The sequence below is a fragment of the Cyanobium sp. Copco_Reservoir_LC18 genome (genome assembly GCF_009834675.1).
In the GTDB taxonomy this organism is placed as follows: domain Bacteria; phylum Cyanobacteriota; class Cyanobacteriia; order PCC-6307; family Cyanobiaceae; genus Cyanobium; species Cyanobium minutissimum.
Genome location: NZ_ASAC01000012.1, coordinates 317,261 through 343,923, shown reverse-complemented (window position 1 = coordinate 343,923; position 26,663 = coordinate 317,261). Strand labels below are relative to the sequence as shown.

At 70.1% G+C, this 26,663-nt stretch carries 26 protein-coding genes; 8 read left to right on the top strand and 18 right to left on the bottom strand.

What is annotated here, in order from left to right; genetic code table 11:
• Window positions 1-112: 112 nt before the first annotated feature.
• Complete coding sequence (locus L107_RS07035) at window positions 113-2,887, bottom strand: cation-transporting P-type ATPase (protein WP_159817509.1); 2,775 nt, start codon at window positions 2,885-2,887, stop codon at window positions 113-115.
• Window positions 2,883-4,109 carry a cation:proton antiporter gene (locus L107_RS07030; RefSeq protein WP_159817338.1) on the bottom strand — a complete coding sequence of 409 codons (1,227 nt, stop codon included), beginning with the start codon at window positions 4,107-4,109 and terminating at the stop codon, window positions 2,883-2,885. The genes L107_RS07035 and L107_RS07030 overlap by 5 nt, the downstream gene beginning before the upstream one ends.
• A gap of 105 nt (window positions 4,110-4,214) precedes the next feature.
• On the opposite strand from L107_RS07030, the gene L107_RS07025 reads away from it, so the two are divergent.
• Window positions 4,215-6,095, top strand: coding sequence for an APC family permease (locus tag L107_RS07025; protein WP_159817336.1), 1,881 nt, complete (start codon window positions 4,215-4,217; stop codon window positions 6,093-6,095).
• Between the two features lie 8 nt (window positions 6,096-6,103).
• The gene (locus L107_RS07020; RefSeq protein WP_159817334.1) at window positions 6,104-7,924 is read left to right on the top strand and encodes an SLC13 family permease; all 1,821 of its coding nucleotides are present in this window, start codon (window positions 6,104-6,106) and stop codon (window positions 7,922-7,924) included.
• Between the two features lie 22 nt (window positions 7,925-7,946).
• On the opposite strand, the gene L107_RS07015 is transcribed toward L107_RS07020, so the two are convergent.
• Genes L107_RS07015 through L107_RS07005 form a run of 3 tightly spaced genes read right to left on the bottom strand, consistent with a single transcriptional unit; the run spans window position 7,947 to window position 10,513 of the window.
• Window positions 7,947-8,612 (bottom strand): DedA family protein, encoded by a 666-nt coding sequence (locus tag L107_RS07015; protein ID WP_159817332.1) that lies wholly within the window; start codon window positions 8,610-8,612, stop codon window positions 7,947-7,949.
• A 24-nt stretch (window positions 8,613-8,636) separates the two neighbouring features.
• Entirely contained in the window at window positions 8,637-9,644 is a 1,008-nt protein-coding gene (locus L107_RS07010) for a polysaccharide deacetylase family protein (protein ID WP_159817330.1), read from the bottom strand.
• The gene (locus L107_RS07005) at window positions 9,641-10,513 is read right to left on the bottom strand and encodes a formyl transferase (protein ID WP_159817328.1); all 873 of its coding nucleotides are present in this window, start codon (window positions 10,511-10,513) and stop codon (window positions 9,641-9,643) included. Before L107_RS07005 ends, L107_RS07010 begins: the two co-directional genes overlap by 4 nt.
• 85 nt (window positions 10,514-10,598) lie before the next feature.
• On the opposite strand from L107_RS07005, the gene def reads away from it, so the two are divergent.
• Window positions 10,599-11,093, top strand: coding sequence for a peptide deformylase (gene def / locus L107_RS07000; protein ID WP_159817326.1), 495 nt, complete (start codon window positions 10,599-10,601; stop codon window positions 11,091-11,093).
• 13 nt (window positions 11,094-11,106) lie between these two features.
• Entirely contained in the window at window positions 11,107-12,654 is a 1,548-nt protein-coding gene (locus tag L107_RS06995) for an NCS2 family permease (RefSeq protein WP_201295835.1), read from the top strand.
• A 44-nt stretch (window positions 12,655-12,698) separates the two neighbouring features.
• Here L107_RS06995 and L107_RS06990 read toward each other — a convergent pair whose 3' ends face one another.
• On the bottom strand, window positions 12,699-13,610 hold the full coding sequence (locus L107_RS06990; protein ID WP_159817322.1) for a hypothetical protein: 912 nt from the start codon (window positions 13,608-13,610) through the stop codon (window positions 12,699-12,701).
• A gap of 94 nt (window positions 13,611-13,704) precedes the next feature.
• Entirely contained in the window at window positions 13,705-14,556 is an 852-nt protein-coding gene (locus L107_RS06985; RefSeq protein WP_159817320.1) for a nidogen-like domain-containing protein, read from the bottom strand.
• A gap of 327 nt (window positions 14,557-14,883) precedes the next feature.
• On the opposite strand from L107_RS06985, the gene L107_RS06980 reads away from it, so the two are divergent.
• Together L107_RS06980 and pyrC are read left to right on the top strand one after the other, a co-directional pair.
• On the top strand, window positions 14,884-15,432 hold the full coding sequence (locus L107_RS06980; RefSeq protein ID WP_159817318.1) for a YqhA family protein: 549 nt from the start codon (window positions 14,884-14,886) through the stop codon (window positions 15,430-15,432).
• Window positions 15,432-16,523, top strand: a complete 1,092-nt coding sequence (gene pyrC / locus L107_RS06975) for a dihydroorotase (protein WP_159817316.1) — start codon at window positions 15,432-15,434, stop codon at window positions 16,521-16,523. Before L107_RS06980 ends, pyrC begins: the two co-directional genes overlap by 1 nt.
• A 22-nt stretch (window positions 16,524-16,545) precedes the next feature.
• Here the strand turns inward: pyrC and L107_RS06970 are convergent, their stop codons facing one another.
• Entirely contained in the window at window positions 16,546-17,532 is a 987-nt protein-coding gene (locus L107_RS06970; protein ID WP_159817314.1) for an META domain-containing protein, read from the bottom strand.
• A gap of 90 nt (window positions 17,533-17,622) precedes the next feature.
• Between L107_RS06970 and L107_RS06965 the strand changes: the two genes are divergently transcribed.
• On the top strand, window positions 17,623-17,763 hold the full coding sequence (locus L107_RS06965) for a hypothetical protein (RefSeq protein ID WP_159817312.1): 141 nt from the start codon (window positions 17,623-17,625) through the stop codon (window positions 17,761-17,763).
• Here the strand turns inward: L107_RS06965 and L107_RS06960 are convergent.
• The 5 genes from L107_RS06960 to L107_RS06940 all read right to left on the bottom strand — a co-directional run bounded on the left by L107_RS06960 (window position 17,760) and on the right by L107_RS06940 (window position 22,600).
• Window positions 17,760-18,125, bottom strand: coding sequence for a YbjQ family protein (locus L107_RS06960; RefSeq protein ID WP_159817311.1), 366 nt, complete (start codon window positions 18,123-18,125; stop codon window positions 17,760-17,762). The genes L107_RS06965 and L107_RS06960 overlap by 4 nt on opposite strands.
• A 76-nt stretch (window positions 18,126-18,201) precedes the next feature.
• Window positions 18,202-19,626: a UDP-N-acetylmuramoyl-tripeptide--D-alanyl-D-alanine ligase gene (murF, locus tag L107_RS06955; protein ID WP_159817309.1), complete on the bottom strand. Its 1,425-nt coding sequence runs from the start codon at window positions 19,624-19,626 to the stop codon at window positions 18,202-18,204.
• Between the two features lie 5 nt (window positions 19,627-19,631).
• Entirely contained in the window at window positions 19,632-20,372 is a 741-nt protein-coding gene (locus L107_RS06950; RefSeq protein ID WP_159817307.1) for a hypothetical protein, read from the bottom strand.
• Window positions 20,373-20,396: 24 nt separating this feature from the next.
• Window positions 20,397-21,941 (bottom strand): glycogen synthase GlgA, encoded by a 1,545-nt coding sequence (glgA, locus tag L107_RS06945; protein ID WP_159817305.1) that lies wholly within the window; start codon window positions 21,939-21,941, stop codon window positions 20,397-20,399.
• Window positions 21,942-22,015: 74 nt separating this feature from the next.
• Entirely contained in the window at window positions 22,016-22,600 is a 585-nt protein-coding gene (locus tag L107_RS06940) for a L,D-transpeptidase (RefSeq protein WP_370515417.1), read from the bottom strand.
• A 142-nt stretch (window positions 22,601-22,742) separates the two neighbouring features.
• On the opposite strand from L107_RS06940, the gene L107_RS06935 reads away from it, so the two are divergent.
• The gene (locus tag L107_RS06935; RefSeq protein WP_159817303.1) at window positions 22,743-23,240 is read left to right on the top strand and encodes a hypothetical protein; all 498 of its coding nucleotides are present in this window, start codon (window positions 22,743-22,745) and stop codon (window positions 23,238-23,240) included.
• Here L107_RS06935 and L107_RS06930 read toward each other — a convergent pair.
• The 5 genes from L107_RS06930 to L107_RS06910 are packed head-to-tail and all read right to left on the bottom strand — an operon-like array spanning window position 23,206 to window position 26,660.
• Complete coding sequence (locus tag L107_RS06930; protein WP_159817301.1) at window positions 23,206-23,706, bottom strand: ATP-binding protein; 501 nt, start codon at window positions 23,704-23,706, stop codon at window positions 23,206-23,208. The two genes, L107_RS06935 and L107_RS06930, sit on opposite strands and share 35 nt — an antisense overlap.
• Window positions 23,703-24,701, bottom strand: coding sequence for a sugar transferase (locus L107_RS06925; protein WP_159817299.1), 999 nt, complete (start codon window positions 24,699-24,701; stop codon window positions 23,703-23,705). Before L107_RS06925 ends, L107_RS06930 begins: the two co-directional genes overlap by 4 nt.
• Window positions 24,701-25,180, bottom strand: coding sequence for a glycosyltransferase (locus L107_RS06920; RefSeq protein ID WP_159817297.1), 480 nt, complete (start codon window positions 25,178-25,180; stop codon window positions 24,701-24,703). The genes L107_RS06925 and L107_RS06920 overlap by 1 nt, the downstream gene beginning before the upstream one ends.
• Window positions 25,177-25,632, bottom strand: a complete 456-nt coding sequence (gene pssD, locus L107_RS06915) for a PssD/Cps14F family polysaccharide biosynthesis glycosyltransferase (protein ID WP_159817295.1) — start codon at window positions 25,630-25,632, stop codon at window positions 25,177-25,179. The genes L107_RS06920 and pssD overlap by 4 nt, the downstream gene beginning before the upstream one ends.
• Entirely contained in the window at window positions 25,629-26,660 is a 1,032-nt protein-coding gene (locus tag L107_RS06910; protein WP_159817293.1) for a glycosyltransferase family 2 protein, read from the bottom strand. The genes pssD and L107_RS06910 overlap by 4 nt, the downstream gene beginning before the upstream one ends.
• Window positions 26,661-26,663: the final 3 nt, after the last annotated feature.

The following is a 26,663-nucleotide window of genomic DNA, read 5'->3' as shown; positions in this document are numbered from 1 at the left end:
GAACACTAAGATCCCCGGAGCTCGGCGGAGGGCCTTCCGGGAAGGAAAGCCCTATGGGTGATCCAAGGGCTCGTTATCAGTCGGCCGAAGGCGGCCGGGAGCGACCGCCGGATCAGGCGTCGGCGCTGCGCCGGCGACGCCAGTGGCGCCACACCTTTTCCAGTTCCAGGTAGAGGAAGAACAGCAGACTGAATCCCACGCAGATGCCCAGGTCGCGCGCCGAGAGGGGCACGGTGCCGAAGAATTTGGACAGCACCGGCACGTAGAGCAGCGACAACTGCAGAAGGGTGGTGAACACCACCGCCCCGAGCAGCCAGGGGTTGCTGAACGGGGCCACCTGCACCAGGGGACGGTCGCTGCGGGCCGCCAGGGCGTGGCCCATCTGGGCCAGGCAAAGCATGGTGAAGACCATGGTCTTCCAGGGACCATCGGGCCCACCGGCCCTGAAGGCCAGCACCATCATCGTGATCGTGATGGCGGCGAACACCACGCCGATGCGCAGGATGTAGCTGCCGATCCCCCGGGCGAAGATCGACTCGCCGGGTTCGGCCGGCGGCCGCTGCATCAGGCCCGCCTCCCCCGGTTCCAGGGCCAGGGCCAGGGCGGGCACCCCGTCGGTCACCAGGTTCATCCAGAGGATCTGGAGGGGAGTCATCGGCACGCCCACGAGCCCCAGCAACGGGGCCGAGCCGATGGTGATCAGCTCGCCCACGTTGCTGCCGAGGATGTATTTGATGAAGCGGCGGATGTTGGCATAGACCAGCCGGCCCTGCTCCACCGCATTCACGATTGTGGCGAAGTTGTCATCGAGGAGCACCATGTCGGAGGCCTCCTTGCTCACCTCGGTGCCGGTGATGCCCATGGCCACACCGATGTGGGCCTGCTTCAGGGCCGGGGCGTCGTTGACGCCGTCGCCCGTCATGGCGACGATCTGCCCCAGGCCCTGGAGGGCCTTGACGATGCGCAGCTTCTGCTCCGGCGCCACCCGGGCGTAGACGCTGCAGCGGCCCACGATCGCGGCCAGCTCGACGGCGTCGGCCTCCTCCAGCTGGCGGCCGAGCACCACCTCGGCGCCGGCATCCACCAGGCCGATGTTGGCGCCGATCGCCCGGGCGGTGAGGGGATGGTCGCCGGTGATCATCACCGGCCGGATGCCCGCCTCGCGGCAGCGGGCCACCGCCTCGGCCACCTCGGGGCGGGCGGGATCCAGCTGGGCCATCAGGCCGAGCAGCACCTGGTGCTCCAGTTCCTGCTCGGGGCTCCGGTGGTGGGGGGCGCAGGCGAAGGCGAGCACCCGCAGGCCGGCGGCGGCCAGGTCCCGGGCCTGCTCCAGCCACCACTGGCGCTGGTCGTCGCTGAGGGGCGCCAGGCCGGAGCCATCCAGCCAGCGGTCGCAGGTGGCGAGGATCACCTCCGGGGCCCCCTTGCTGAGCATCAGGGTGGCCGACCCGGCGGCACTGGCCCCCAGGGGCGCCTGCAGGGTGCCCTCGCGGTCCTGCACCCAGACGGCCATCAGCTGGCGCTCGGAGCTGAACGGGATCTCCGCCTCCCGCCTGTAGTGGCTGCGCAGGGCGAAGCCATCGAGATCGGCCTTGGCGGCGGCCACCACCAGGGCCCCCTCGGTGGGATCCCCGAGGATCTCCCAGCGGCCGTCCGGCTCCTGCTTGAGTTCGGCGTCGCTGCAGAGGACACCGGCCTGCAGCAGCAGATCGCGGCCCCCCCGCGCCAGGCCGCCCGTGGCACTCGCGGGCGGGGCCAGATCGGCGGCACGGAAGTCGCCATGGGGGTCGTAGCCGTTGCCGCTGACCGTCAGGGCGGTGGTGCCGCAGCGCAGCTCCTGCACCACCTGGCGGTTGAGGGTGAGGGTGCCGGTCTTGTCGGTGCAGATCACCGTCACCGAGCCCAGGGCCTCCACGGCCGGCAGGCGGCGGATCAGGGCGGCCCGCTGCACCATCCGCTGGGTGCCGATCGCCAGGGTCACGGTGATCACCGCCGGCAGGCCCTCCGGCACGATCGCCACCGCCATCGACAGGGCCACCTCCAGCAGGTCGAGCAGGCGCTGGCCCAGCAGCCAGCCGAGGGCCACCACCACGGCCACCAGGGCCAGGGCGGAGCCCACCAGCACGTTGGCCAGGCCGTCGAGCCGTTCCTGCAGCGGGGTGCTCTCGCCACCCGCGGTGTTGATCATCTGGGCGATCCTGCCCAGTTCGGTCTGCATGCCCGTGGCGGTGACCACCCCCAGACCCCGGCCCCGCACCACCTCGGTGCCCTGGAACAGGCAGTTCTGACGCTCGAGCACCGGCGTGGTGGGCTCCAGCACCAGAGCGGCCCGCTTGGTCACCGCCTCCGCCTCGCCGGTGAGGGCCGCCTCCCGCAGGCCCAGCTCGGCCACCTCCAGGAGGCGGGCATCGGCCGGCACCCGATCGCCCGCCTCCACCCGGATCAGGTCCCCGGGCACCAGCTGCTCACTGGGCAGCCGTTCCCAGACGCCGTCACGGCGCACGGTCACCAGGGGCTGGGCCATGTCCCGCAGGGCCTGCAGCGCCTCCTGGGCCCGGCTTTCCTGCAGGTAGCCCAGCAGGGCATTGAGGCCCACGATCAGCACGATGGCGATCGCGTCCTTGGGGAACCGCTGGGCGGCGTAGGCCACCCCCGCGGACACCGCCGCCACCGCCAGCAGCATGATCAGCATCACGTTGCTGAACTGGTCCCAGAGGATGCGCAGGTTGCTGCGCCCGGCCTTGAGCTCCAGCCGGTTGTGCCCCAGCCTGGCCAGCCGTTCGGCGCACTGGGCCGTGCTCAGACCGTCGCCGCTGGCCTCGAGCGCCTGCAGGCAGGCCTCAGGAGCCAGGGCGTGCCAGGGGCTCGCGGCAGGGGGGGGGTCAATGCGGCGGATCGGAGCTGGCCCAAACCTTAGGCATGGTCTCGTCAGACTCCCCTCCGCCCGCCAGCCCTGGCGAAGACCCGGGCCCTCGCTGCAGCCGCCGCTCCAGCAGCAGCAGGCCCACCACCGTGGTGACGGTCACCATCAGCACGAGCGAGGAGAACTGCACGGCATCGATCAGGCCCTGGTTCAGGGCCGTGGTGGCGAACACCAGCCCCGGCAGGCCCCGGGGGATCAGGCCGAACACCACCAGCCAGCGGTCCCCCCCCGCCCGCCGGTCGTGGCGATCGATGCCCAGGCCGCAGGCCAGCTTGCTCAGCACCGCCATCACGATCAGGACCGCCGCCAGGCTCCAGGCCGCCGGCTGCAGCAGGGTGCCGGCGCTGATCCGCATCCCCACACTGATGAAGTAGAGGGGAAGGAACACCTCCGAAAGCACGGTCAGCACCCGCTGCACCTCCCCCTCCACCGGCCCCAGCCGCGCCATCAGCACCCCGCCCCAGAGGGCGCCGAGCAGGCTGGTCAGGCCGCAGGCCTCCCCCAGCCAGGCCGAGCCGATCAGCAGCATCAGGATCGCCAGGGCGCTGGTGGGCCGCCGGCTGTGGCGGCGGGCCCAGTGGGTCACCGCCAGCCAGCTCAGCCCCGCCAGCAGCAGCCCCAGCAGTGGCCCTCCCCAGCCGATGCCCTGGCTACCCAGCCGCAGGCCAGCGCTGGCGGTGGCGATCGCCAGCAGGCCGATGGCCGGCAGGTCATCCAGCACCGATACCCCCACCAGCAGCCGCCCGGAGGGGGTCTGGATGGCACCCCGCTGGGCGAGGACCCGCAGGGTCACGCCCGTGCCGGTGGCACTCAGCACCGCCAGGCAGAGGAGGGTGGTGGGGATGGGGAGGTCGAACAGGGTCCTGAGGGGCCAGAAGGCCAGCAGCGGCGTGCAGAAGCTCAGGGCCACCGTGCGCAGGATCGCGCCCCGCCGTGAGCGGAGCAGGTCGCCGCGCACCTCCAGGCCCACCTGGAAGAACAGGGTGAGGACCCCCAGCTCCGTGAGGCCGCTCAGGGGCGCCATCGCCTTGAACGGCACCACCGTGTTGCCCAGGATGAACCCCAGCACCAGCTCGATGACGATCGCGGGCACGGCCAGCCGGGCCATCCAGCCCTCCGACAGGCGGGCCAGCAGCACCCCCAGCAGCAGGATCAGGAGGGTGCTGAGCAGGGTGGGTTGTGCCATCGCACGGATCGACCCAGGGGGACGGCGGACGGTTCGGCGCGCCCAGGACGGCTTGGACCACGGCCTCTAGCGTCCTAAGGCATCCCACGTCCGAGTCGACGACGCATGCCCCGCCTCGACAACCTGCGGCGCCGGCTCATCGGCACTCCCCTGCCCACCAGCGCCCACCACGAGGAGCGGTACAGCAATGCCGAGGCCCTGGCGATCCTCAGCTCCGATGCCCTCTCCTCGGTGGCCTATGCGACCCAGGAGATCGTCCTGGTGCTGGGGATGGGCGGGGCGGCGGCCCTGGGCTTCACCCTGCCGATCACGGCCCTGATCGTGGTTCTGATGCTGGTGGTGGCCAGCAGCTACCGGCAGACGATCAAGGCCTACCCCCACGGGGGCGGCTCCTACCGGGTCTCCCAGCAGAACCTCGGGCAGACGCCGGGTCTGGTGGCCGGGGCCTCCCTCTCGATCGACTACGTGCTCACGGTGGCGGTGAGCGTGGCCGCCGGCATCGCCGCCCTCACCTCCTACTTTCCGGCGCTGGACCCCGAGCGGGTGCCCCTCTGCCTGCTGGCGGTCCTGCTGGTGATGCTCGCCAACCTGCGCGGTGTGAGCTCCAGCGCCCGGTTCCTGAGCGTGCCCACCTACCTGTTCATGGCCGCCGTCGTCACCCTGCTGGTGGCCGGGGCGGTCAAGTCCGGCCTGGGCCAGCTGCCACCCCTGCCGGTGGCGGAGCAGCAGCGGCTGCTGGAGGCCGCCCACCAGGGCAGCCAGGGGCTGCAGGCCATCGGCCCCCTGCTGCTGATGCGGGCCTTCAGCTCCGGCTGCGCCGCGCTCACCGGCATCGAGGCGATCAGCGACAGCGTCGGCGCCTTCCGACCCGTGGAGTGGCGCAACGCCCGCCGGGTGCTGGTGGTGATGGTGCTGATGCTGGCCGTGATGTTCAGCGGCATCAGCGTCCTGGCCAGCCAGAGCGGTCTGGTGGTGGAGGACAACGGCCCGACGCTCCTGTATCAGCTGGGGGAGCGGATCTTCGGGGACGGCCCGCTGCTGTTCGTGCTGCAGCTGGCGACGCTGCTGATCCTGCTGCTGGCCGCCAACACGGCCTTTGCCGACTTCCCTCGGCTGGCGGCCTTCCTGGCCCAGGACGGCTTCCTGCCCCGCCAGCTCACCTCCCTCGGCGACCGGCTGGTGTTCAGCAACGGCATCCTGGCCCTCAGCGCCCTGGCGGGCCTGCTGCTGGTGCTGGTGGAAGGCAGCGTCAGCCGCCTGATCCCCCTCTATGCCGTGGGGGTGTTCATCAGCTTCACCCTCTCCCAGGCCGGGATGGTGATGCACTGGTGGAGGCTGCGGGATCGGGGCTGGCGCACCCGGGCCCTGGTCAACGGGGTGGGGGCGCTGATCACCGCCGTGGTGGGGGCGGTGCTGCTGATCAGCAAGTTCACCCAGGGGGCCTGGGTGGTGGTGCTGGCCATCCCCCTGCTGGTGATGCTGTACCGGCGCATCCGCAGCCACTACGACCACGTCGCCCGGCGCCTGCAGATGGCCTCCGACGGGCGCCTGACCCTGCCGCCTCCCCCCCCGCCCGGCGGCGGCACCCCCACGGTGGTGCTGGTGGGCCAGCTGCACCGGGGCAGCTACGAGGCCCTCTGCTTCGCCCGCAGCATCGCCAGTGACCTGGTGGCGGTGCACGTGGATCTCGCCGGCGACCAGGGGGAGGCCTTCCGTGAGCAGTGGAGCCGCCAGCTGCCGGAGGTGCCCCTGGAGGTGCTGCCCTCCCCCTTTCGCTCCCTGGTGGACCCGGTGACCCGCTTCGTGCTGCGCTTCGAGCAGCAGCACCACAAGGACCACCGGTCCTTCTGCGTGGTCGTGCTGCCGGTGTTCGTCACCCGCCGCCGCTGGGAGAACCTGCTGCACAACCAGTCGACGATCCGCCTGCGCCGTGCCCTGCGCGAGCGCGGCACCCGGGTCGTCACTACGGTCGGCTTCTACCTCTGAACGTGCCGATGCAAGCGTTCCTCACGGTCGCCGCCACACCGGCCGGTCTGATCACGCTGGCGGTGTTCGTCGGGGCGATGGTGCTGTTCGTCACCGGCTGGCTCGCTCCGGAGGTCACCGGGCTGCTGGCCGCCGCCCTGCTGGTCAGCTTCCGGGTGCTCAAGCCCGATGAGGCGGTGCAGGGCTTCGGCAGCCCTGCCCTGATCACCCTGATGGGCCTGTTCGCGGTCTCCGCCGGCCTGTTCCGCAGCGGCGGCCTCGACCGGCTCCGGGCCCTGATCGGATCGGAGGCGGTCCGCAGCCCCAAGCGGATGATCGCCCTGATGGTGGGGGTGGTGGCCCCCATCTCCGGCTTCATCCCCAACACCCCGATCGTGGCCACCCTGCTGCCGGTGATCGAGGGCTGGTGCCAACGCCGCGGTGTCTCCCCCTCGAAGGTGCTCCTGCCCCTGTCGTTCGCCACCGTGCTGGGCGGCACCATCTCCCTGCTCGGCACCTCCACCAACCTGCTGGCCAGCGATGTGAGCCGCCAGCTGGGCTTCGGCTCCCTGGAGCTGTTCAGCTTCACGGCCATCGGCATCCCCGTGTGGCTGCTGGGGGGGCTGTACATGCTCACCGTTTCCGACCGGCTGCTCCCGGACCGGGGCCAGGGGGACGAGGACCTGCTGGGGGGCCTCGCCCGGGACGGCTATCTCACCGACGTGCTGATCCCGGAGCAGTCCGAACTGATCGGCCAGTCCCTGCACAACAGCCGGCTGCAGCGCCGCTTCGACGTGGACGTGCTGGAGCTGCACCGGGGCCAGGACAGCTTCAGCGCCCCCCTGGCCGACCTGCCCCTGCAGGCCGGCGACCGGCTGCTGCTGCGCTGCAACCGCGACAACCTGCTGCGTCTCCAGCAGGAGCACACCATCACCCTGGCGCCGATCGGCGAGCAGGAGGAGGATCTGCGGGAGCTCTCCGGCGAGACCACCTCCCCCCAGCGGGTGGTGGAGGTGCTGCTGCCCAACGGCTCCACCCTGGCGGGCGCCAGCGTGCGGGACATGCGCTTCCGCCAGCGCTACAACGCCACCCTGCTGGCGGTGCGGCGGGGCAACCAGGTGCTGCGGGAGCTGCTGGGCCGGGTGGTGCTCCAGGCCGGCGACGTGCTGCTGCTTCAGGCACCGGTGGATGCCATCCGCGGCCTGCAGGCCAACAACGACCTGGTGCTGCTCGACGAGCTGGAGAAGGACCTGCCCACCACCGATCGCAAGCTCGTCGGCATGGTGATCGCCGCCCTGATGATCCTGCTGCCGATGCTCAGGGTCCTGCCGCTGATGGCCTCGGTGCTGCTGGCGATGGTGGCGATGGTGGCCACGGGCTGCCTGCGCTCCGGCGAGCTGCTGCGCTCGATCCGCTGGGACGTGATCCTGCTGCTGGGCTCCCTCTCCTGCTTCAGCGTGGCGATGCAGAAGACCGGTCTGGCGGAGGCCCTGGCCACCGACCTGCTGCAGTCCCTCAGGGGCTGGCCCGCCTATGGGGTGCTGCTGGTGGTGTTCGTGCTGGGCCAGGCCTTCACCGAGGCCCTCAGCAACGGCACCACGGTGGTGCTGCTGATCCCGATCGCCACCGAACTGGCCAAGGGGCTGGCGATGCCGCCGATGGCCTTCATCTTCGCGATCACCTTCGCCGCCAGCCAGAGCTTCCTCACCCCGATCGGCTACCAGACCAACCTGATGGTGTTCGGCCCCGGCCGGTACCGCTTCCTCGACATGCCCCGCTACGGCGCCCCCCTCTCGATCCTCCTGGCCCTGGTGGTGCCCTGGCTGATCTGCCGCCACTTCGGGCTGTAGGCCGCGGCGGCCCCGCGGGCGCTCAGGCGGGAGGCTCCTCGCCCTTCCCCTCCAGGGCCCTCTCCTCGAGGCGGCCCACCAGCTTCGGCAGCACCAGCACGATCACCAGCAGCACCAGGGCGCCGAGGCCGAACTCGATCACCCCCTTCACCATCTGCTCGAAGGGGATCCAGCGGCCGCCGAGCCAGGCCAGCCCCACCATCGTCGAGGCCCAGAGCACCGCCCCGAGCATGTTGAACAGCAGGAAGCGGCGGTAGGGCATGTGCACCGCCCCGGCGATGGGGCCGGCCAGCACCCGCAGCACCGCCACGAACCGGCCCAGCAGGACCGACTTGCCGGCATGGCGCAGGAAGCGCTCCCGCAGGGCCTCCATCTGCTCCGGGGTCCGGCCCAGCAGCCGTCCGGCCCGCAGCAGCAGTCCCCAGCCCGCCCGGCGGCCCACCCAGTAGCCGAGGTTGTCCCCCAGGATCGCCCCGCCGGCCGCCGCCCCCATCACCCCGAGCACCTGCAGCTGGCCGCTGCCGGCCGCATAGCCCGCCAGCAGCGTCACGGTCTCGCCGGGCAGGGGCACGCCGGCGTTCTCCAGCAGCATGGCGCCGAACACCACCCAGTACCCCCAGTCCTGGAGGAGCGTCTGGAGCGTGGTGAGGCTGATGGTCCCGTCGAACACGGCCAGGGGCCAGGCCATCGCTGTGGAGAGGGAAGCCAGACCCTATCTCCCCGGCCAGGCCAGTGTTCCGGTGCAGAGCCAGCGGCGGCGGCGCAGCGGGTTGGCGTGGGGCCCCGGCCAGGTGAAGCGGGGCAGGGCCAGGGCCGGGGTGGTGGGGGTGATCAGGGCCGCGTCAACGGTGGCCACCTGGACGTAGTGGCGGCCGCAGATTTCCCCGTCGCCGGGCCGATGGCTGTTGAAGGGGTAGGAGAAGGCCCGGGGAGCCTCCCCCAGCACCCGCTCGAGCCGGGCGGCCGAGCGGCCCAGTTCCGCCTCGAACGCCTCGGCGCTGATGCTGCAGCGGGGCACGTGGTGGTGGCCGTGGCTGCCGAGCTCGTGGCCGGCCTCCCGGGCCCGGCGCAGGTGCTCGGCGCTGGGGTAGAGGCGAGCGGCCGCTGCCGCCAGTTCACCGGCCGTGTCAAAGCGCTCCGCCAGCTCCGCCAGCAGCTCCCGCACCCGCACCACGGGGGTGCCATCCCGCAGGCGGGCGATCAGGGCCGCGCCCTCCAGGTCGGCCGGCAGATCCAGCCGCCGGCGGGCCAGTTCCGCCAGCCGGGGCGCCAGGCGGGGATGGGCGCCATACCAGTAGAGGGCGTGCTCCCAGACCAGCTCCCCGCCGGCGTCCATCGCCGTGGATTGGAAGAACACCGCGGGGATCCCCAGGCTCCGCAGCACCTCCAGCCCCTCCTCGTAGTTGCAGCGCAGGCCGTCATCGAAGCTGACGATCACCCCGAACTCGGAGCCCGTGGGGAAGCGGCCGGCCCGCAGATCGGCGTAGGTGAGGAAGCGGGCGCCGCGGCGCCGCAGAACGCCGAGCTCGGCGGCCAGCTCGCTGGGGGGAATCGGCGGCACCCCGAAACGGTCGAGGAAGGGTTCCCTTCCCGGCTGGTCGACCCGGTGATACAGCAGCCCCAGCACCTTGCCCCGCAGGCGCCGCAGCCAGAGGCGATCCAGCGGCGGCAGGAACAGCAGGTCCGCTGCCCGGTTGGCGGCCCGTCCCAGGCGGCTCATGACGGCTCCCCCTGCACCACCCGCACCGCCCCGTCCCGGCGCGCCTGGTCGGCCAGGTAGTCGCGCACCAGGCCCCGGGCAATGCGGCGGTTGGCCAGCAGCCGCTGCCAGGGCTCATAGACGTAGCCGGTGCGCCGCAGGAACAGCTTGCCCTTCTCCCACTGGGGCACCCGCGGCGCCGTGCCGGCCTCAAGCCGGTGGGCCGCCTCGATCAGCAGCTCGATGCCCACGTGGAAGCTGCGCACCTCGATGGTCTCGACGTTGTCGTCGGGCTGCATCGGCACGTGGGCCGACAGGATGATGTCGCCGCTGTCGATGCCGGGGTCGATGTGGTGGACCGTCACCCCCACCAGCTCCGGATGCCCCTCCATGAGCATGTAGAGGTTGCAGTTGGCGCCGCGGGAGTAGGGCGACAGCCCGGTGTGCAGGTTGATGAGGCCGTGGCGGAGGGTGGGGATCAGATCCAGCACCGGCTTGCGCAGCAGCTGGGTGCCGTTCACCAGCACGATGTCGGGGGCCACCTGGCGCAGGACGTCGGCGGTGCGCTCCTCGTTGATGGCCGAGGTGACCAGCACCGGCACCTCAGGCGGCAGCTCGGGCGGGGCGCCGTTGTGGTGGAACAGCTGCCGCTGCAGGGCCGCGCCGCGGCGGTCGTGGGGCCGCAGCAGCACCCGGGCGATCAGCTGTCGCAGCAGCCGCAGGGGCCGGCGGTACTTCGCCAGCCGGGAGAGCAGGCTGCGGCTGGCCGGCGGCGACACCTGCAGCACCACGCCCACGAGGGTGAATTCCTCGGCCGCCCGCCGCACCAGGTGGCGCTGGTAGAGGCCGTCGCAGCAGAGCACGGCCACCCGCAGGGAGCTCACGGCCATGGATCCGCCGATCGCAGCGTCATCAGCGGATGGTACGGACGGCGCGGCCGGAAGGCGGCACAGTGGGACCGATCCTGAGGCGCCCATGGCCGTCCGAGACGTGCTGACCATCGGCGATCCCCGCCTGCGCCAGGTGAGTGCGCCGGTGGAACGCTTCAACGACCCCGCCCTGCCGGCCCTGCTCGAGGACCTGCGCGACACCATGGCCGCCCATGCGGGCGCCGGTCTGGCGGCCCCCCAGATCGGTGTGCCCCTGCGGGTGGTGATCTTCGGCATCACGTCCAACCCCCGCTACCCGGAGGCGCCCCCCATTCCGGAGACGGTGCTGATCAATCCCGTCCTCACGCCCCTCGGCGACGACCGGGACGACGACGCCTGGGAGGGCTGCCTGAGCGTGCCCGGCTGGCGCGCCCGGGTGCCCCGCTGGCGCCGCCTGCGCTACCGGGCGTTCGATCCCGAGGGGCAACCCTTCGAGCGGGAGGTGGAGGGGTTCCATGCCCGGGTGGTGCAGCACGAGTGCGACCACCTCGATGGGGTGCTGTTTCCGGATCGGGTGCCGGCGGGGCTGCCCCGTGGCTGAGAGCACCGGAGCGATGCCCCGCTGGTGGGTGCGCGGCGACCTGGACGGCTTCCTCGGGCTCGGCCTCGACAACCTCATCCAGATCCTGCTGATCGTGGCCCTCTGCCGCGGCGTGCTGGGGTACCCCGACGGGCTGATCTTCGGCACGATCCTGCCGGCCACCGGCCTCAGCCTGGTGGTGGGCAACGTGGCCTATGCCGTCCAGGCCCACCGCCTGGGGCGACGTGAGGGCCGGGACGACCGCACCGCCCTGCCCTACGGCATCAACACGGTCAGCCTGTTCGCCTACGTCTTCCTGGTGATGCTGCCGGTGAAGCTGGCGGCCACCGGCCAGGGCCTGGATCCCCAGGCCGCCGCCCAGCTCTCCTGGCGCGCCGGCCTGCTGGCCTGCCTGGGGTCGGGGCTGATCGAGGCGGGGGGCGCCTTCCTGGTGGCCCCCCTGCGCCGCTGGCTGCCCCGGGCGGCCCTGCTCTCCACCCTGGCCGGCATCGCCCTGGGCTACATCGGCCTGGGGTTCCTGCTGCGCACCTACGCCGTCCCCGTTGTGGGGCTGGCGGTGCTGGCGGTGATCCTGCTGGCCTACTTCGGCCAGGCCCGGCTGCCCCTGCCGGGTGGGCTGCTGGCGGTGCTGGTGGGCATCGTCCTGGCCGCGGCCACGGGTCTGCTGCGGCTGGACGGCCCCACCTGGCAGGCCAACCTCGCCCAGGTGGGTTTGCACCTGCCGGTGCCCCGCCTCGGTGCCCTCTGGGAGGGCCGCGGCGAGCTGCTGCCTTGGCTGGGGGTGACGGTGCCGATGGGTCTGTTCAACCTGCTGGGATCCCTGCAGAACCTGGAGAGCGCCGAGGCGGCCGGCGACCCCTACCCGGTGAGGAGCTCCCTGCTGATCAACGGCATCGGCACGGTTGCCGCCGCCGTGCTGGGCTCCTGCTTCCCCACCACCATCTACATCGGCCACCCGGGCTGGAAGGGCATGGGCGCCCGCATCGGCTACTCCTGGCTCAACGGTCTGGTGATGGGCCTGGGCTGCCTGCTGGGGCTGTTCGGGGTGGTGGGCCAGCTGGTGCCGATCGAGGCCGGCATGGCGATCGTGCTCTACATCGCCCTGGTGATGGCGGCCCGGGCCTTCCAGGCCACCCCGCCGGCCCATGCCCCCGCCGTCGCCCTGGGGCTCCTGCCCGGCCTGGCCGGCTGGGGCTCCCTGATGCTGAAGGCGGGGCTGCGGGCCGGGGGCAGCGGCACCCCGGCCAACCCCTTCGGCCCCCAGCTGCTGCTGCCGCTGCAGCAGGCGGATGTGTGGGCCGCCGGCGCCTTCGCCCTCGAGCAGGGCCAGATCCTGGCGGCCATGCTGCTGGCGGCGATGCTCGTCTATGTGATCGAGCAGCGCTTCCGCGCCGCCGCCCTCTGCGCCCTGGTGGCGGCCGCCGCCTCCTGGCTGGGGCTGATCCACGCCTGGAGCTTCACCCTGGCCGACACCGTCCTTGATCCCGGCTGGGGCAGCGGCACCCCCTGGGCCCTGGGCTATCTGGCGATGGCGGTGGTGTTCCTGCTGGGACGCCGTTGAGCGGGCCCGTGGCAGAGCCCCTGCCTCGGCATCGCCAGATCGGGTCACACGCCGCCGGAAGGGCCGTCCTGGTCGAGAATCTCCTGGATGTAGGCCTTGTCGTTGCGATCGGAGGGCTGCCTGCGGGCAGGACGCAGGGGTGACGGGTGCCTGCTGACATAGGAGCGGCGAGCCTGCCAGGCTTCGACTCTGGCAAAGAGACCCATGGCTTGTAATCCGGCGCCATGGGAGGTCTCGTAAGGAGCCTTTCGCTTCCGTTTGCGATGCCATTCCTGGAGCACCGTCAGGCGGCTGTCGGGCCGTTGTGCGGCCGCCGCAAAGGCCAGGCCAAAACCCAGGGCTGAAAGAATCACATGGAAGCAACTCTGCAACAGACTCCAGAGAATCGATGGCTTCGCTCGGCTGAATTGGTCTGTCGCCTGGCGTTTCGCCTGCTCCATGGACATCAGGAGCCTTGCCTTCAGTACCGGAAGCGGAGTGGCCAGACTGGCGGCTGACAGGCTCGGTCCACCTGCCGCACGGAGCCTGGTCTGAAGCTCGTCCGCACTGGATGCGCCGTTGACGGCACGACGCATGTCCTCGAACTGTCGGTTCACCTGGGACTGCCCATGGCCATTCGGTCCCTGGATGTTTGCGGCATAGACACGCCAGGCGGAGACGGATTGCAATGGCACAAGCATGAGAAAGCCCAGGGCGACGACCATGGCCCACCTGGAGATGAACCCATGGAACGAACGCAGGGAAGGGCTGCCTTTATCCAGATGGGCGGCGACAGACACGATGGCCACCCCTACCAGCGGCAGCGCGGCATTCTCCACAAGCACGGAGCAAAACCTCAATCCCCACGTTGCATTGAGCAGCGAGATCGGCAGAATCCCTGTCAGCACAACCGACCCGTAGGCCAGGAAGAGAGCCAGGGAGATGAACCAGAGCTTGCTGCCCAGGGTTGAGGTCATGGATCGCGCGGTTCAACGTCGAAACGGAGTCTGTGAGCCACCGGGAGAGGGAGGAACAAGGCCTGCGACAACGCAGGCCCTGAAGGCGACTCATTCAGGATGATGCCGCGATTCTTTTTCTCAGTCTGCGGCTCCAGGCGAGGCTGGCGCCAACCCCCAGCAACGGCAGTGGGCCTGGGACCGATGACGTGCCTGGGGGTACCACAACCTCCCCGCTGGAGACATTGAATCTCCAGACGCCCGCCTGCCCGACGTTGCTGGTGTTCACCAGATTCAGGACCTCAGCAGTCTTGGAGCCTGGGATCGTATAGAAGTCTGTGCCGTTGCCAGCATCAAACCCAGCAAGGGCGGGTGTTCCACCCAGGCCCTGACTGTCGCCACCGCTTGCCTGCCCCGTCGTCCAGTTGAGGTCGTCGTAGCGGAATTCAAAGGAGAAATCTCCTGCGGAGCCGGTGGTGGATTCAAGGTTGCGGAGCACCAACTGGAAGTTGTTGGTTGGTGGCCTCAGCTGGTTGTAGACACCAACATTATTCCACGTGACGACGGTGGTGTTGGCATCCGGATTGGTGTACCAGACCAACCCCTCATCGCCGGAGCTGGGATTTCTTGTGTCCACATCCGCCCACCACGGGGCAATGATCGGCTGCGGTGCCCCTGGGAAGAAGGATGGTGTGAAGGTCCCGAACACGGACTGGAAGGTTATGTTGCCGTTGGTATTGGCGTAATATTGATTATAGGTGGTGCCATAGAAGTTGATGGCGAAAGGCAGGTCTATTGGTCCAACCCCACTATCGTCGTTTCTGAAAACCGAATTGCTCCCGAAACCCTTTGGTCCCCCCAGGCCACTGAGAAGGGGGGCCGCATCACCAGAGCTGGGGGAAAGGGTCAGGGAGGCGACTGCAAGAGCCATGCCTGTGATGGCCTGGGTGAAGAGGGATGGCTTCATGCTCGAAAGGTATGTCTGACGAATTGGGAATCTACGCTTGCTGAAGGCCTGGATGTTCGCTTGCTGCACAATGCCTGCAGATCAGATGCCCGGCCTCCATTCCGATAGGCTTATTCACCGTAATCAGTCGATTTCCCTCGACAAAGTCGCTGCCATCTGTCCTCGAGAACCATTCTTCGAGCCGATGCATCCGGTCCGACCTTGAAGGACGCCCATCCAGGACGTTGCTCGAAGTCAACCAGCATGGCAAGCATTCTCCCTTCAGCCAGCGGAAGTTGCCGCTAACGCTTGCATGACTAAGGTTGGCTTTCTGAGGGCTTTTTCAGCATGTCGGGTTCCCTGAGGGGCCGCCTCAAGCGGATGGAGCAGCGCTTCGAGCGGGTCCTGTGGCGCCTGCGGCTGATCGCCATCCTGCCGGTGATCATGAGCCTGGTCAGCACGGTGGCGTCCTTCGTGCTGGGCACCGTGGAGATCGCCAGGGCCCTCGTCGCCCTCGGCCACGTCGATCAGCTCGACAAGAAGGTCGTCGCCGAACTGCTGGGGGCGATCGTTTCGGGGATCGACCTTTACCTGATCGGCATCGCCCTGCTGATCTTCGGCTACGGGGTCTACGAACTGCTGATCTCCCCGATCGAGGCGGCCCGGGAGCACGACCAGGGGGGCGGCGGCCTGCTGGACATCCGCAACCTCGACCAGCTGAAGGAGAAACTGGTCAAGGTCCTGGTGGTGGCGCTGATCGTGTCCGCGTTCAAGGCGATGCTCACCCTGCCGATCAAGGACGGCCCCTCCCTGGCCTTCTTCAGCCTGAGCGTGCTGCTGCTCGCCCTGAGTGGCTACCTGGTCACGGGCAACGCCGACAAACTGTTCTCCCGCTGATGCCCCGCCTGCCCGTGGAGACCCCCGCCGCCCCGCCCCAGCTGCTGCGGCTACGCCGTCCCGACGACTGGCACGTGCACCTGCGTGATGGGGCCCTGCTGCAGATGGTGGCCCCGGCCACGGCCCGCAGCTTCGAGCGGGCGATCGTGATGCCCAACCTCAGCCCGCCGATCACCACGGTGGCGGCGGCCGCGGCCTACGGAGCCCGGATCCGGGCGGCCCTGCCGGACGGCAGCCGCTTCACCCCCCTGCTGACGGCCTACCTCACCGACACCATCGACCCGGCGGAGATCGAGCGTGGCCACCGCGAGGGCGTCTTCACCGCCTGCAAGCTCTACCCGGCCCACGCCACCACCAACGCCGCCGCCGGTGTCACCGATCTGGCCCGGATCGCGCCGGTGCTGGCGACGATGGAGCGGATCGGCATGCCCCTGCTCATCCACGGCGAGGTGACCGATGCCGAGATCGACATCTTCGACCGCGAAGCGGTGTTCATCGAGCGCCACCTGGCGCCGCTTCTGCGGCGGTATCCGGGCCTGAAGGTGGTGCTGGAGCACATCACCACCGCCGACTCCGTCGCTTTCGTGCGCCAGGCGGGCCCCAACCTGGCCGCCACCATCACCCCGCACCACCTGCACATCAACCGCAACGCCATGTTCCAGGGGGGGCTGCGGCCGGACTTCTACTGCCTGCCGGTGGCCAAGCGCGAACGGCATCGACTGGCCCTGCGCCAGGCGGCCACCTCCGGCGAGCCCAGCTTCTTCCTGGGCACCGATTCGGCCCCCCATCCCCGCTCGGCCAAGGAAAGCGCCTGTGGCTGCGCCGGCATCTACAACGCCCCCTTCGCCCTGGAGAGCTACGCGGCCGTGTTCGAGCAGGAGGGGGCCCTGGATCGGCTGGAGGCCTTCGCCAGCCTGCACGGGCCCGCCTTCTACGGGCTTCCCCTGAACGAAGGGACCATCACCCTGGTGCGGGAGCCCCACACGGTGCCGCCGCGCCTGCACGGCAACGCCGCCGGCGGCGCCACCACCACCCTGGTGCCTTTCCATGCCGGCCAGGTGCTGCACTGGCGACTGGAGAGCGAGGGCTGAGCCCCAGCCCAGCCGGGATGGATCAGGGGCGCGGCTTCAGTGGCGCCCCGTCCGCCAGGGAGGGATCGCCGCCCAGCACGGCGGTGCCCGCCGGCTTGCGGCCGGCCGCGGGGATGCGCTCCTTGGTGCGGTAGCCCCGGCCGTCGAACACCTCGCGCACCCAGGTGGCCGGGGCGCCGCCGCCGGACTGCAGCCGCCAGAGATCGCGCCAGCGGTTGCGGCGCGCCTCCGGGACGATGACCGGCAGCCGGCTGGTGGGGAAGCTGCTGATGAGGCGGTAGCCCCGCCCTTCCTGGCGGAACACCTGGAGCGTGCAGCCACCGGTGCCGCAGACGTAGGGACCCATCAGGTAGACGAGCACGTCCTGACGACCATCCCCATCGAGGTCGGTGCGGCCATGCACGTAGCTGACCCGCCCCATGCCCCCGGCGGTGCTTCCCAGGGGGCGGCGCAGGTCGGGGGAGGCCGCCAGGATCGCCGTCTCCAGTGCCGGATCGGGCCGGTTGCTGTAGCCGGGCCCGGCGGCGGCGCGGGGTTCCCAGATGAGAATGCCGCCATCGGCCAGCAGGCTCAGGTTGAGCCGGCCGTCCCGCAGCAGGTAGCCCCGCACGTAGGGAAGCTGGCGGGCAAGGGGTTCCCCCAGGCTGGGCGCCGGGCACAGGGCCTTGGTGCTGGCCAGGGGCCCGAAGCGGAAGCCGCCGTTGCCGGGGTCAGTGCTGGGCTCCACCTGCCAGCTGCCCGTGGCGCGGTTGCAGTCGAGCTGCAGCACCGCACGGCCGTCGGCCTGGAGCGAGAGGGTGTAGCGGGAGGGGTTCGCCGGACGCTTCAGGCCCTGGGCGTCATCCATCGACTGGATCCCCACCAGCTGCCAGGAGGTGCCCTGCAGCGGTGGGGTCCGGGGGGCTGCCACCACGGGCAGCGTCGACCCGGCCAGGAGGGACGCCGCCGCGATGGCACCCCCTGTCCAGCCCCCCAGGAGCCGGGCCACCGTGCTGGATGGGAAACACATCGGGCGACTCCTGCGGGCTCTCCACAATCGGACACCGATCCCTGAGCGGCGGGACGGGGCCGAGCAGGCTCGTGCCATCCCGCCGCCGCCATGGCGATCCTGCGCGCCGCCACCTGCTTCGCCCTGATCTTCCGCCACGGTTGCGTTCCGGGGGCGGTGCGGGTGCCGCGGCTGGCGGTGTGCCTGGCCGAACGGCTGGAGATGCCGTGGATGGCCCTGCGGCTCCTCTAGGCGCTGCTGCCGCTGCTGCCGGGCTGCGGCTCCACCACCACGGCGGTGCCGTAGCAGAGCACCTCGGTGGCGGCGGCGGTGCCGCCCTGCACCTCCGAGCCGTCGTAGCGCGTGCCGACGATGGCATTGGCCCCCAGCGCCCGGGCGTGCTGGATCATCTGCTCGTAGGCCTGCTCCCGGGCCTGCTCGCACATCTCGGTGTAGGCGCCGATCCGGCCGCCCACGATCTGCTTGAGCCCGCCCAGGAAGCCCTGCACCAGGGTGGGGGAGCGCACGACGATGCCGCGCACCAGACCCCTGTAGGCGGTGATCGTGTGGCCCTCGATCGTGAAGGTGGTGGTCACGAACACGGGTTTGACCATCGGGACGGGGTCGGCGGCTGCCCCATCCTGCTGGGAGCGGCAACGCGCATCAACCAGTGGGCAGCAAGCGGCGCGCTCAGGCGGCCGGGCCGAGGCCCGCCTCCAGCACGGGAATCGCCCGCTCCAGGGCCACCCCGCGGCTGGCCTTGAGCAGCACCCGATCCCCCGGCTGCAGCCAGTCGAGCAGCAGCGCGGCCGCCTCTTCGGGCGTGGCCGCCCGCGCCAGCCGCGGCAGGCCTGCCGCGGCGGCGAGCATCGCCTGGGCTTCGGCGTCGGCCGCCACGATCACCAGCCCATCGAGGCCCAGGGCCCGGGCCCGGCCCGCCACCTGGCGGTGCAGTTCCAGGCTGCGGTCCCCCAGCTCGAGCATCGTGCCCAGCACCGCATAGCGGCGGCCTTCTCCGCCGGCTCCTCCCGGGGCCCCCAGCAGCTCCAGGGCCGCCAGCACCGCCTCCGGAGAGGCGTTGTAGGTCTCATCAAGCAGCGCCACCCCGCCCAGCTGCAGGCGGCGGGCGCGGCCGCCCGGCAGCGCCACCGCCAGGTCGCCGAGGGCCGCCGCCGGCACGCCCAGTTCCCGGGCGACGGCCAGCGCCAGCAGCAGGTTGCGGGCGTTGTGGCGGCCCTCCAGCGGCAGCGCCAGGCTCGGGCCGTCCAGCAGGCGCAGGCAAGGGCCCTCCAGGCGTCCCAGCAGCTCCGCGGCCGGCAGCCCCGCCGGGAAGCCCGCCGCCTCGTCCTCCAGGGCGACGCGGACCACCCGGCCCCGCCAGACCCGCGCCAGGGACTGCTCCAGCAGCGGGTCCCCGGCGGGAATCACCAGCACCCCTTCCGGCCCCAGTCCGGCGGTGATTTCGCACTTGGCCTGGCCGATCGCCTCCCGGCTGCCCAGCCGGCCGATGTGGGCGGTGCCGATGTTGGTGATCACGGCCACGTCCGGTTCGGTGCAGCGGGTCAGACGGTCGATCTCCCCCAGTCCCCGCATCCCCATCTCCACCACCAGGGCCGCCGTGCCGGCGTCCGCCCTCAGGATCGTGAGCGGTGCCCCCACATCATTGTTCTCGTTGCCGCTGCTGGCCACCACCGGCCCGAGGGGGGACAGGGCGGCCCGGATCAGTTCCCGTGTCGTCGTCTTGCCCGCCGAACCGGTCACCGCCACCACCGGCAGCCCCAGCTGCCGGCGCCAGAGGCGGGCCAGCTGCTGGTAGGCCTCCAGGGTGTCGTCCACGGGCCAGATCGGCCCGCCGCCGCCGGCCACCAGCTCCGCCAGGGCCGACCCGTCCAGCCGGTCCCGCTGCACCACGGCCGCCGCCGCCCCGGCGGCGAAGGCGTCGGCCACGAAGCGGTGGCCATCGAAGCGCTCCCCCACCAGCGCCAGGAACAGGGCGCCGCCCAGATCGCCGCGGCTGTCGGTGCTGATGCCGCGGAAGCCATCCGGTTCGCCGGCCCCGGGTGCCCCCAGGGGCCGGCCCCAGAGCTCGCACAGTGACGGGTACGACAGCAGCATCAACCTCAGGTCCCGGGGTCGAGCAGGATCATGCCGGACCCCACCAGCGCGGACCGGGCCAGCAGCCGCTGCCGGCTGTCCACCAGCTCCAGGCGCTCGTAGCCCAGCGCCAGCGACCGCTGCTGCCAGCGCTCCGCCCAGCGGCCCCGGCTCGCCGGGGCGAGCCCGGCGTAGGCCGGAGCCATCGTCAGCACCAGGCGGCCCTCGGCAGGCTTCGGATGGGCCGAGGCGATCAGATGGTCGGGGTCATCTTCCGCCAGCAGGGCCAGGAGGGGGTCGAGCTCCAGGACCGGCGGCGGTTCGGGCTCGGCCACGGCTGCGGCGTCGGCCACGGGAGCCGGTGCGGGTCCGGGCGGCGGGGCGCTCGGCGTCGGTGCCGGCAGGTCCCCCGACGGCACGGCAGAAGGGGCCATCGGTGGCGCAGGCGCCACGACGGGAACGGCGGGACCCAGGTCCGGGCGGGCGCCACGGTGGGACATCCCGCGCCGGGCCTGGCCCGCCAGGGCCAGCAGCAGGGCCAGCAGCAGGGCCAGCAGGGCCGCCAGCAGCAGGGGCCAGAACAGGGGGGCCAGTCCCTGCGGCCAGAACCCCGGCACCGACAGATCCCCTTCGCCATTGCGGCGCCAGAGTTCCCGCAGCTTCAGGCGCAGGGAGGCCAGCACGGCCCGCAGCGCCTGGCCAAGCCGGCCCCAGGGGCTCGCGTAGGGCGCCGGCAGCTCGGAGGGGGGCGGAACCGGATCAGCCATGGACGCCGGACACGGGGGGCTGGCTCAGGAATCGTTGCGGCGGCGCAGCAGGGCCAGGGGGTTGCGGGGCCGCTGGGGCGGCGGCGCCTCCTTGGGGGACCCCTCGGGCCTGGAGTCGTCATGCAGCAGGCTCGGATCCGCCCCCTGACCCTGGGAGAAGCGCTCCACCTGGGCCGCGTCGGGGGTGGGCTCCTTGACCCCGCAGACCTCCCGGTACATGGCGTCGTACTCCAGGGCGGAGCGGTTCCAGCTGAAGTCCGTGGTCATGGCCCGCCGCTGCAGCTCCTGCCAGCTGGGTTCGTTGCGGTAGGCCTCCCAGGAGCGCACGATCGTCGTGTAGAAGTCGATCGCCTCGTAGCGATCGAAGCCGTAGCCGGTGCCGGTGCCGGCGGTGGGGTCGTTGGGGGGCACGGTGTCCACCAGACCGCCGACGCGGCGCACCACCGGGATCGAGCCGTAGCGCATCGCCAGCATCTGGCTGATGCCGCAGGGCTCGAACCGGCTCGGCATCAGGAAGGCGTCGCTGCCGGCGTAGATCAGCCGCGACAGGGCGTCGTCGTAGGTGAGGAACACCGAGAAGCGGCCCGGGTGGCGCGCCGCCATCTGCCACAGGCCCGACTCGTAGCCCCGGTCGCCGGTGCCCAGCACCACGAACTGGCTGTCGCTGTAGGCCAGCACCCGGTCGGCGACCTGCAGCAGCAGGTCCACCCCCTTCTGGTCCACCAGTCGGCTCACCATCCCCATCAGGTAGGAGCGGGGGCTGACGTTCAGTCCCATCCGTTCCTGCAGCAGCCGCTTGCAGGTGCTGCGGCCGCTGAGGTCGGCTGAGGAGAAGGGCGCCGGCAGGGTGGCGTCGGTGGCGGGATTCCAGTCCTCGGTGTCGATGCCGTTGAGGATGCCGCGCAGCTTGCCGCTGATGAAGTTGAGCAGGCCGTCGATGCGCTCGCCGTATTCCGGCGTGCGGATCTCCATCGCATAGGTGGGCGAGACGGCATTCACCCGGTCGGCGTAGAGCAGGGCCGCTGCCATGGTGTGGTCGCCCTGCATGTACCAGGGGCACCAGGTCATGCGGTCCAGTTTCCAGCGCCAGGGCCCCTGGTAGCGGAGGTTGTGGATGGTGAACACGGTGCTGATCTCCGGGTCCTGATGCATCCACACCGGGATCATGCCGGTATGCCAGTCGTGGCAGTGCAGGACCTGGGGTTTCCAGCCCCCGTTCCAGGCGAATTCGGCACTGGCGTTGGCAAAGAAGGTGAAGCGCCAGTCCTCATCTTCGCCGCCATAGATGCGCTCGGGATCGAACACCGGATGGCCCACCAGATAGATGGTCAGACCACTGGTGGGGTGGCGGGTTTCGTAGATGGCGAAATCGGTGCCCATCGCGTGGCCACGCCACATCGGTTCGGCCGGAATCTCCAGCCGACTCCAGAGTTTTCCGTAGCCCGGCATGATGATCCGCACGTCATGGCCCAGCGCCGCCAGGGCCGGTGGCAGGGAGCCCACGACGTCGCCCATGCCCCCCACCTTGATCATGGGTGCGCACTCCGCAGCGGCAAACAGAACCCTCATCCGCGCTCGATCGCTGGTGCGCCTGGAACTCTACGGGCTGCCCCGGAGCGCTCCGCTTGCCGGCGTCGGCGGGCTCAGGGCAGCACGGTCACCGGTGTGCCCACCTGCACCATCTCGAACAGCTCCTTGACGTCCTCGTCGAACAGACGCACGCAGCCGTGGGAGACGGCACCGCCGACGCTGTCGCGATGCGGCGTGCCGTGGAAGCCGGAGGTCACGCATCCCTTCACCTCCAGGTGCTCCTGGCCGTTGAAGCCGCGCCGGCCCTTGCAGTCGCGGTGGAAACCGATCCAGCGGGAGCCGAGGGGATTGGTGGGACCAGGGGGGATGCGCACGCCCTTGGCGGGATGCTCCCAGATCGGATAAGCGGTCTTCTCGATCACGCGGAACGAACCCACCGGGGTCTCCCAGCCGGGCATGCCCACCCCCACCTTGAAGCGGCGCCGTTCCCGGTCCCCCTCCATCACCTTCAGCAGCCGCCGCCGGCGGTCGAGAACCAGCTGCAGCGGGGACGCGGCGGGCTCCGTCGTGGTCGCTTCCTCCACCGGAGTGGCTGCCGGCTCGCCGCCCGCGGCGGCGGCCAGCGCGGGCTGCAGCGACCACCCGGAGCAACAGCTGAACAGGGCCAAAGCCAGGGGCAGGATGGCTTGGCGGTTCACGATGGGGTGAGTAGGGATCGCTAGCTCACTTCAGGTTAGCGAGCGGAGCGCAGCCCCGGTCCGGGGCCTGGCACGGAAGGGGCCTGGCCCGGGTCTAAACTTTCCCCATCAAGTTCAACGGTCAGCCCGGTTGCAGCCCCGATTGCGGCAATCGTTCATTGCGTCACAGTTGCATCGATTCGCAGTCAGCACGTCTGCCGTTCTGTTCATGGGTCTGGAGATCGTCGCCCCATCCCTTGGGGCTCCTGAACATCGCCACGGCCTTCTCTACAGCTACAAGAACGACACGGTCCCTCCCCGTTGTTCGCGCAGCTTCTGGCTGCTCCAGAAGAGCAAGAAGGTCTGGTTCCTCGTGGATGAGAACAACAAGACCAAGAACACGGACACGGAACCCGCCTTCTTCTACCGGGGCCGGAGAATTCTCTACCGGGGCGATCTGATCTCACTACCCCCCGAGCGAAGAAAACCCCTGGAATCGAACAGCATCGTGTGGGGTGAGCCCCTTGCCCATGGCTGGGGACGGGGGCCGAACGGGACAAATCACTACCTGCATCTCTGGACCCGCTGGTCGATCTTTCAGCCTGCCCGTTGCCATCCTGAATACTTCACGATGACGTTCCTGCCGCCCCATCAGCGCTGATCGGGTGGCACAGGGACAGGCCGTTGGTCCCGTCATCGATCCGGCGGTAGCGGATGGTCCATCCGTAGGCGCTGCGCAGCTTCAGGAGCATCACCAGGCCCCAGTGGGCCTCCCTGGCGAGGGGATCGTGGCCGCTCGCTTCCATCGCCTGATCCACGGCCGCCAGGGCGGCCTCGAAGTCGAAGGGGGCGCCGCGGTCGAGGATCTGCACGCAGAACTGTTCGCTGGTCACCTGTACCGACAGCCGGACCGGCGGCGGAGGGTCGAGACCGGCGTGGGCATGGCGCACGGCATTGGTGAAGCCTTCGACAAGGGCCAGCTGGGCCTGCATCCAGAGTTCCGGAGGCACGGCCGGATCACTCAGTTGCTCAAACCAGCCGAGCACCGTCTCGATGGCATCGAGATCACTGTTGACCGTGAGCTGGCTGAGGGGCCGATCGGAGTCCGAAGGCTGGGGCCGGATCATGCCGCCCCGGAGTCCTTGCTGAACAGCACCAGAAAGGTGCGGACGATCAGCTTCAGGTCGTAGCCCAGGCTCCACTTCTGCTGGTAGCGGAGATCCAGCCGGATCACATCCTCGAAATCCCGGATCGATGATCGGCCACTCACCTGCCATTCCCCACTCAGGCCTGGCCGCACATCGAACCGCTGCCAGCTGGGAATGGCGTAGCGACGCACTTCATCGGGGGTGGCGGGCCGGGTGCCGATCAGGCTCATGTCGCCGATCAGCACGTTCCAGAACTGGGGCAGTTCATCCAGGCTGGTCTTGCGCAGGATCCGGCCCACGCGGGTGATCCGGGGGTCGTTGTCATTCTTGAAGAAGGCCCCCTGGGCCTGGTTCACCACCCGGTCCTTCAGCTGTTCGGCATCACTCACCATGGAGCGGAACTTCCAGATCCGGAAGTGACGGCCCATCCAGCCGCAGCGCACCTGGCTGAACAGGATCGGCCCCGGGCTGTCCAGGCGGATCGCCAGGGCGATGGGCAGGAACAACACCGCCGTGACCCCCAGCCCCACCAGGGCGCCGCCGACATCCAGGCACCGCTTGACGGCGGAGCGCACCGAGGGGTGGGTGAGCGGTGGCCGCTGGTCCTCCGTCCGGGAGAGCTGGGGCAGCAGACCCTCGGAATGGGCCGTGATCGGCAGAACCTTCTCCAGTCCGGTCATCTGCAGGGCCAGGAACACCTGACGGTGCAGGCTCCAGGCGGCCAGGGGGACCCCGCGCTCCTGGGCCGTCTTGATGGCCCCCACCAGGGCACCGATGCCGCTGCTGTCGATGTTGGCCGTGCCGCCGAAATCCAGGACCACCTGCCGCAGGCCCTCCACCTCCGCCAGCCAGCCGGCGAAACCGGAGCGGAAGGCCACGGCTTCGGTGACGGTGAGCCGCGGCGGCAGCTGCAGGATCAGCACACCGTTGCGCACGGTTCTGACGAACGGTTCCGGGGAGGAGGGGCCGCCCATCATGGCTCCGGGAAGTGGGACTGGAGACTCCGGCAGAGGGACTGGGCGGAGCTGTCGGTGACGTCGCTGATGGACGTCTTGAACGGGGCGTCGAGAAAGCGCACCAGATCGGCCGGGCTCCAGGCGATCGGCACTCCCATCTGCTTCAGGGCCAGGGCGAGTTCCACCTGGTGATCGTCGACATGCTCCTGATAGCGGACACTGCGGGGCACCAGAATGAAGGGCTGCTCCAGTTCATCGAGCAACAGGACCGTTCCTTCCCCGCAATGGGCGATCACGACCCGTGCCTTCTCCACCAGGGCCCGGAAGGCGTCCTCCTTCAGCAACCGGTACACGGTGGTTCCACTGGGCAGAAACGTGCAGGTGCCGTACTGAACAACGATCTCCTCATCGATGAGCCCCTGCTGGATTAGCAGCTCCATCCACTGCATCAGCCGGTTGAAGGGAAACTGTTCCGTCCCCACGCTCACCAGGATCATGATCCGACCTTGCCCTGGACAAGCTCGGCGCGGGGATAGCGGCGCTGCAGCTGGGGCCAGTGCACGTAAAGGATGTCAAGAAACGGCCGAACGAGCCGCGCCGAGAGGCTCAGGGTCTCGATGCGGGTCACGGACTCGATGAACACGGTCTTGCATCTGAAAAGTTTACCGATCAGCAGAAAGGGGACGGCCACACCGGCGCCGGTCGAGACGATCACATCCGGCCGCCGGCGGCGGATCACCTGCAGCGCCAGGCCCAGGTTGCGCAGCAGATTCGGCAGGTTGCGATTGGTGGGGCTGTGGGCCCAGAGCACCTCCTCTCCCGCCAGTGCCGTTTCCGTGGTCGGCGTGCGGAAGGTGATCCAGAGATGGGGATGGCGCCCCCAGAAGTCGGCCAGTTGCTGCAGGGCCTTGAAATGCCCCCCCGACGAACAGACCAGCAGGATCTTCATGGCCCCAGCTCCCCCTGGATGCGCCGCCTCTGGCTGGCGCCGGTGGAGCGCAGCATCCGGCCCTCCAGCCAGCGATAGGGACCCTCCGGCAACACCAGCAGCAGGTAGGCCGCCACCAGGGTGATCAGGGTGCGGCGCGGTTCCTCCAGCAGCACCCTCCAGTCGGTGGCCAGGGATTGGTGCAGCAGCCGCACGGCCATGGCCCCATCCCGCTGCCGGGTGGCCCGGCGCGCCAGGTAGCGCAGCTGGTAGGCCCGGGCCCTGGAGCCCCACCGGGCAATGAACGCGGGGTGGGTGGCTTCGGTCTTGAGCAGAACCCGCTCCCAGGAGGCGTACTGCTGCATCAGGTTGGCCGAGAGTCCGCCGTCGCTGATGCGGTACAGCGTCAGGGCTTCGGGGATCCCCTCGATGCGCCAGTGGGTCTGCAGGGCGATCCGCAGCCAGCACTCGATGTCCTCGGACTGCCGGAAGCTGTCGTCGAAGAAGAACTCCTCCTCGGTGCCATAGAGATTGGCGGTGAAGCGAATGGCCTCAAAGACCTCCCGGCGGATGACGACCGCGGAGCCATTGCCGATCGGATTGCGGCAGAACACCACCTGCGGGGTGATATGGCGCAGGGGCGGCATCTGGTGGAGGCCGATGGGCCTGGAGGCCTCATCAATGAAGCTGGAACGGGAAAAACTCACCCCCACTTCGGGCTGCGACTGCAGATGGGCCAGATGGCGCTCCACCTTGGTGGGCAGCCAGAGATCGTCACTGTCGAGAAATCCCAGAATCTCCCCCTGGGCCTGGCGGATCCCCGTGTTCCGGGCGCCCGCCAGACCACGATTGCGCTGGTGCACAATCCGCAGGCGGGAATCCCCGTAGCCCTGGCAGATCGCCACCCCATCATCAGTGGAGCCGTCGTTCACCACCAGGATCTCGAGGTTGGTGTAGGTCTGGGCCAGCACCGATTCCAGACTCTCCCGCACCGTCGCAGCGGAGTTGTAGAGCGGCATCACCACCGTGACCAGGGGAGAGCGGCTCATGGA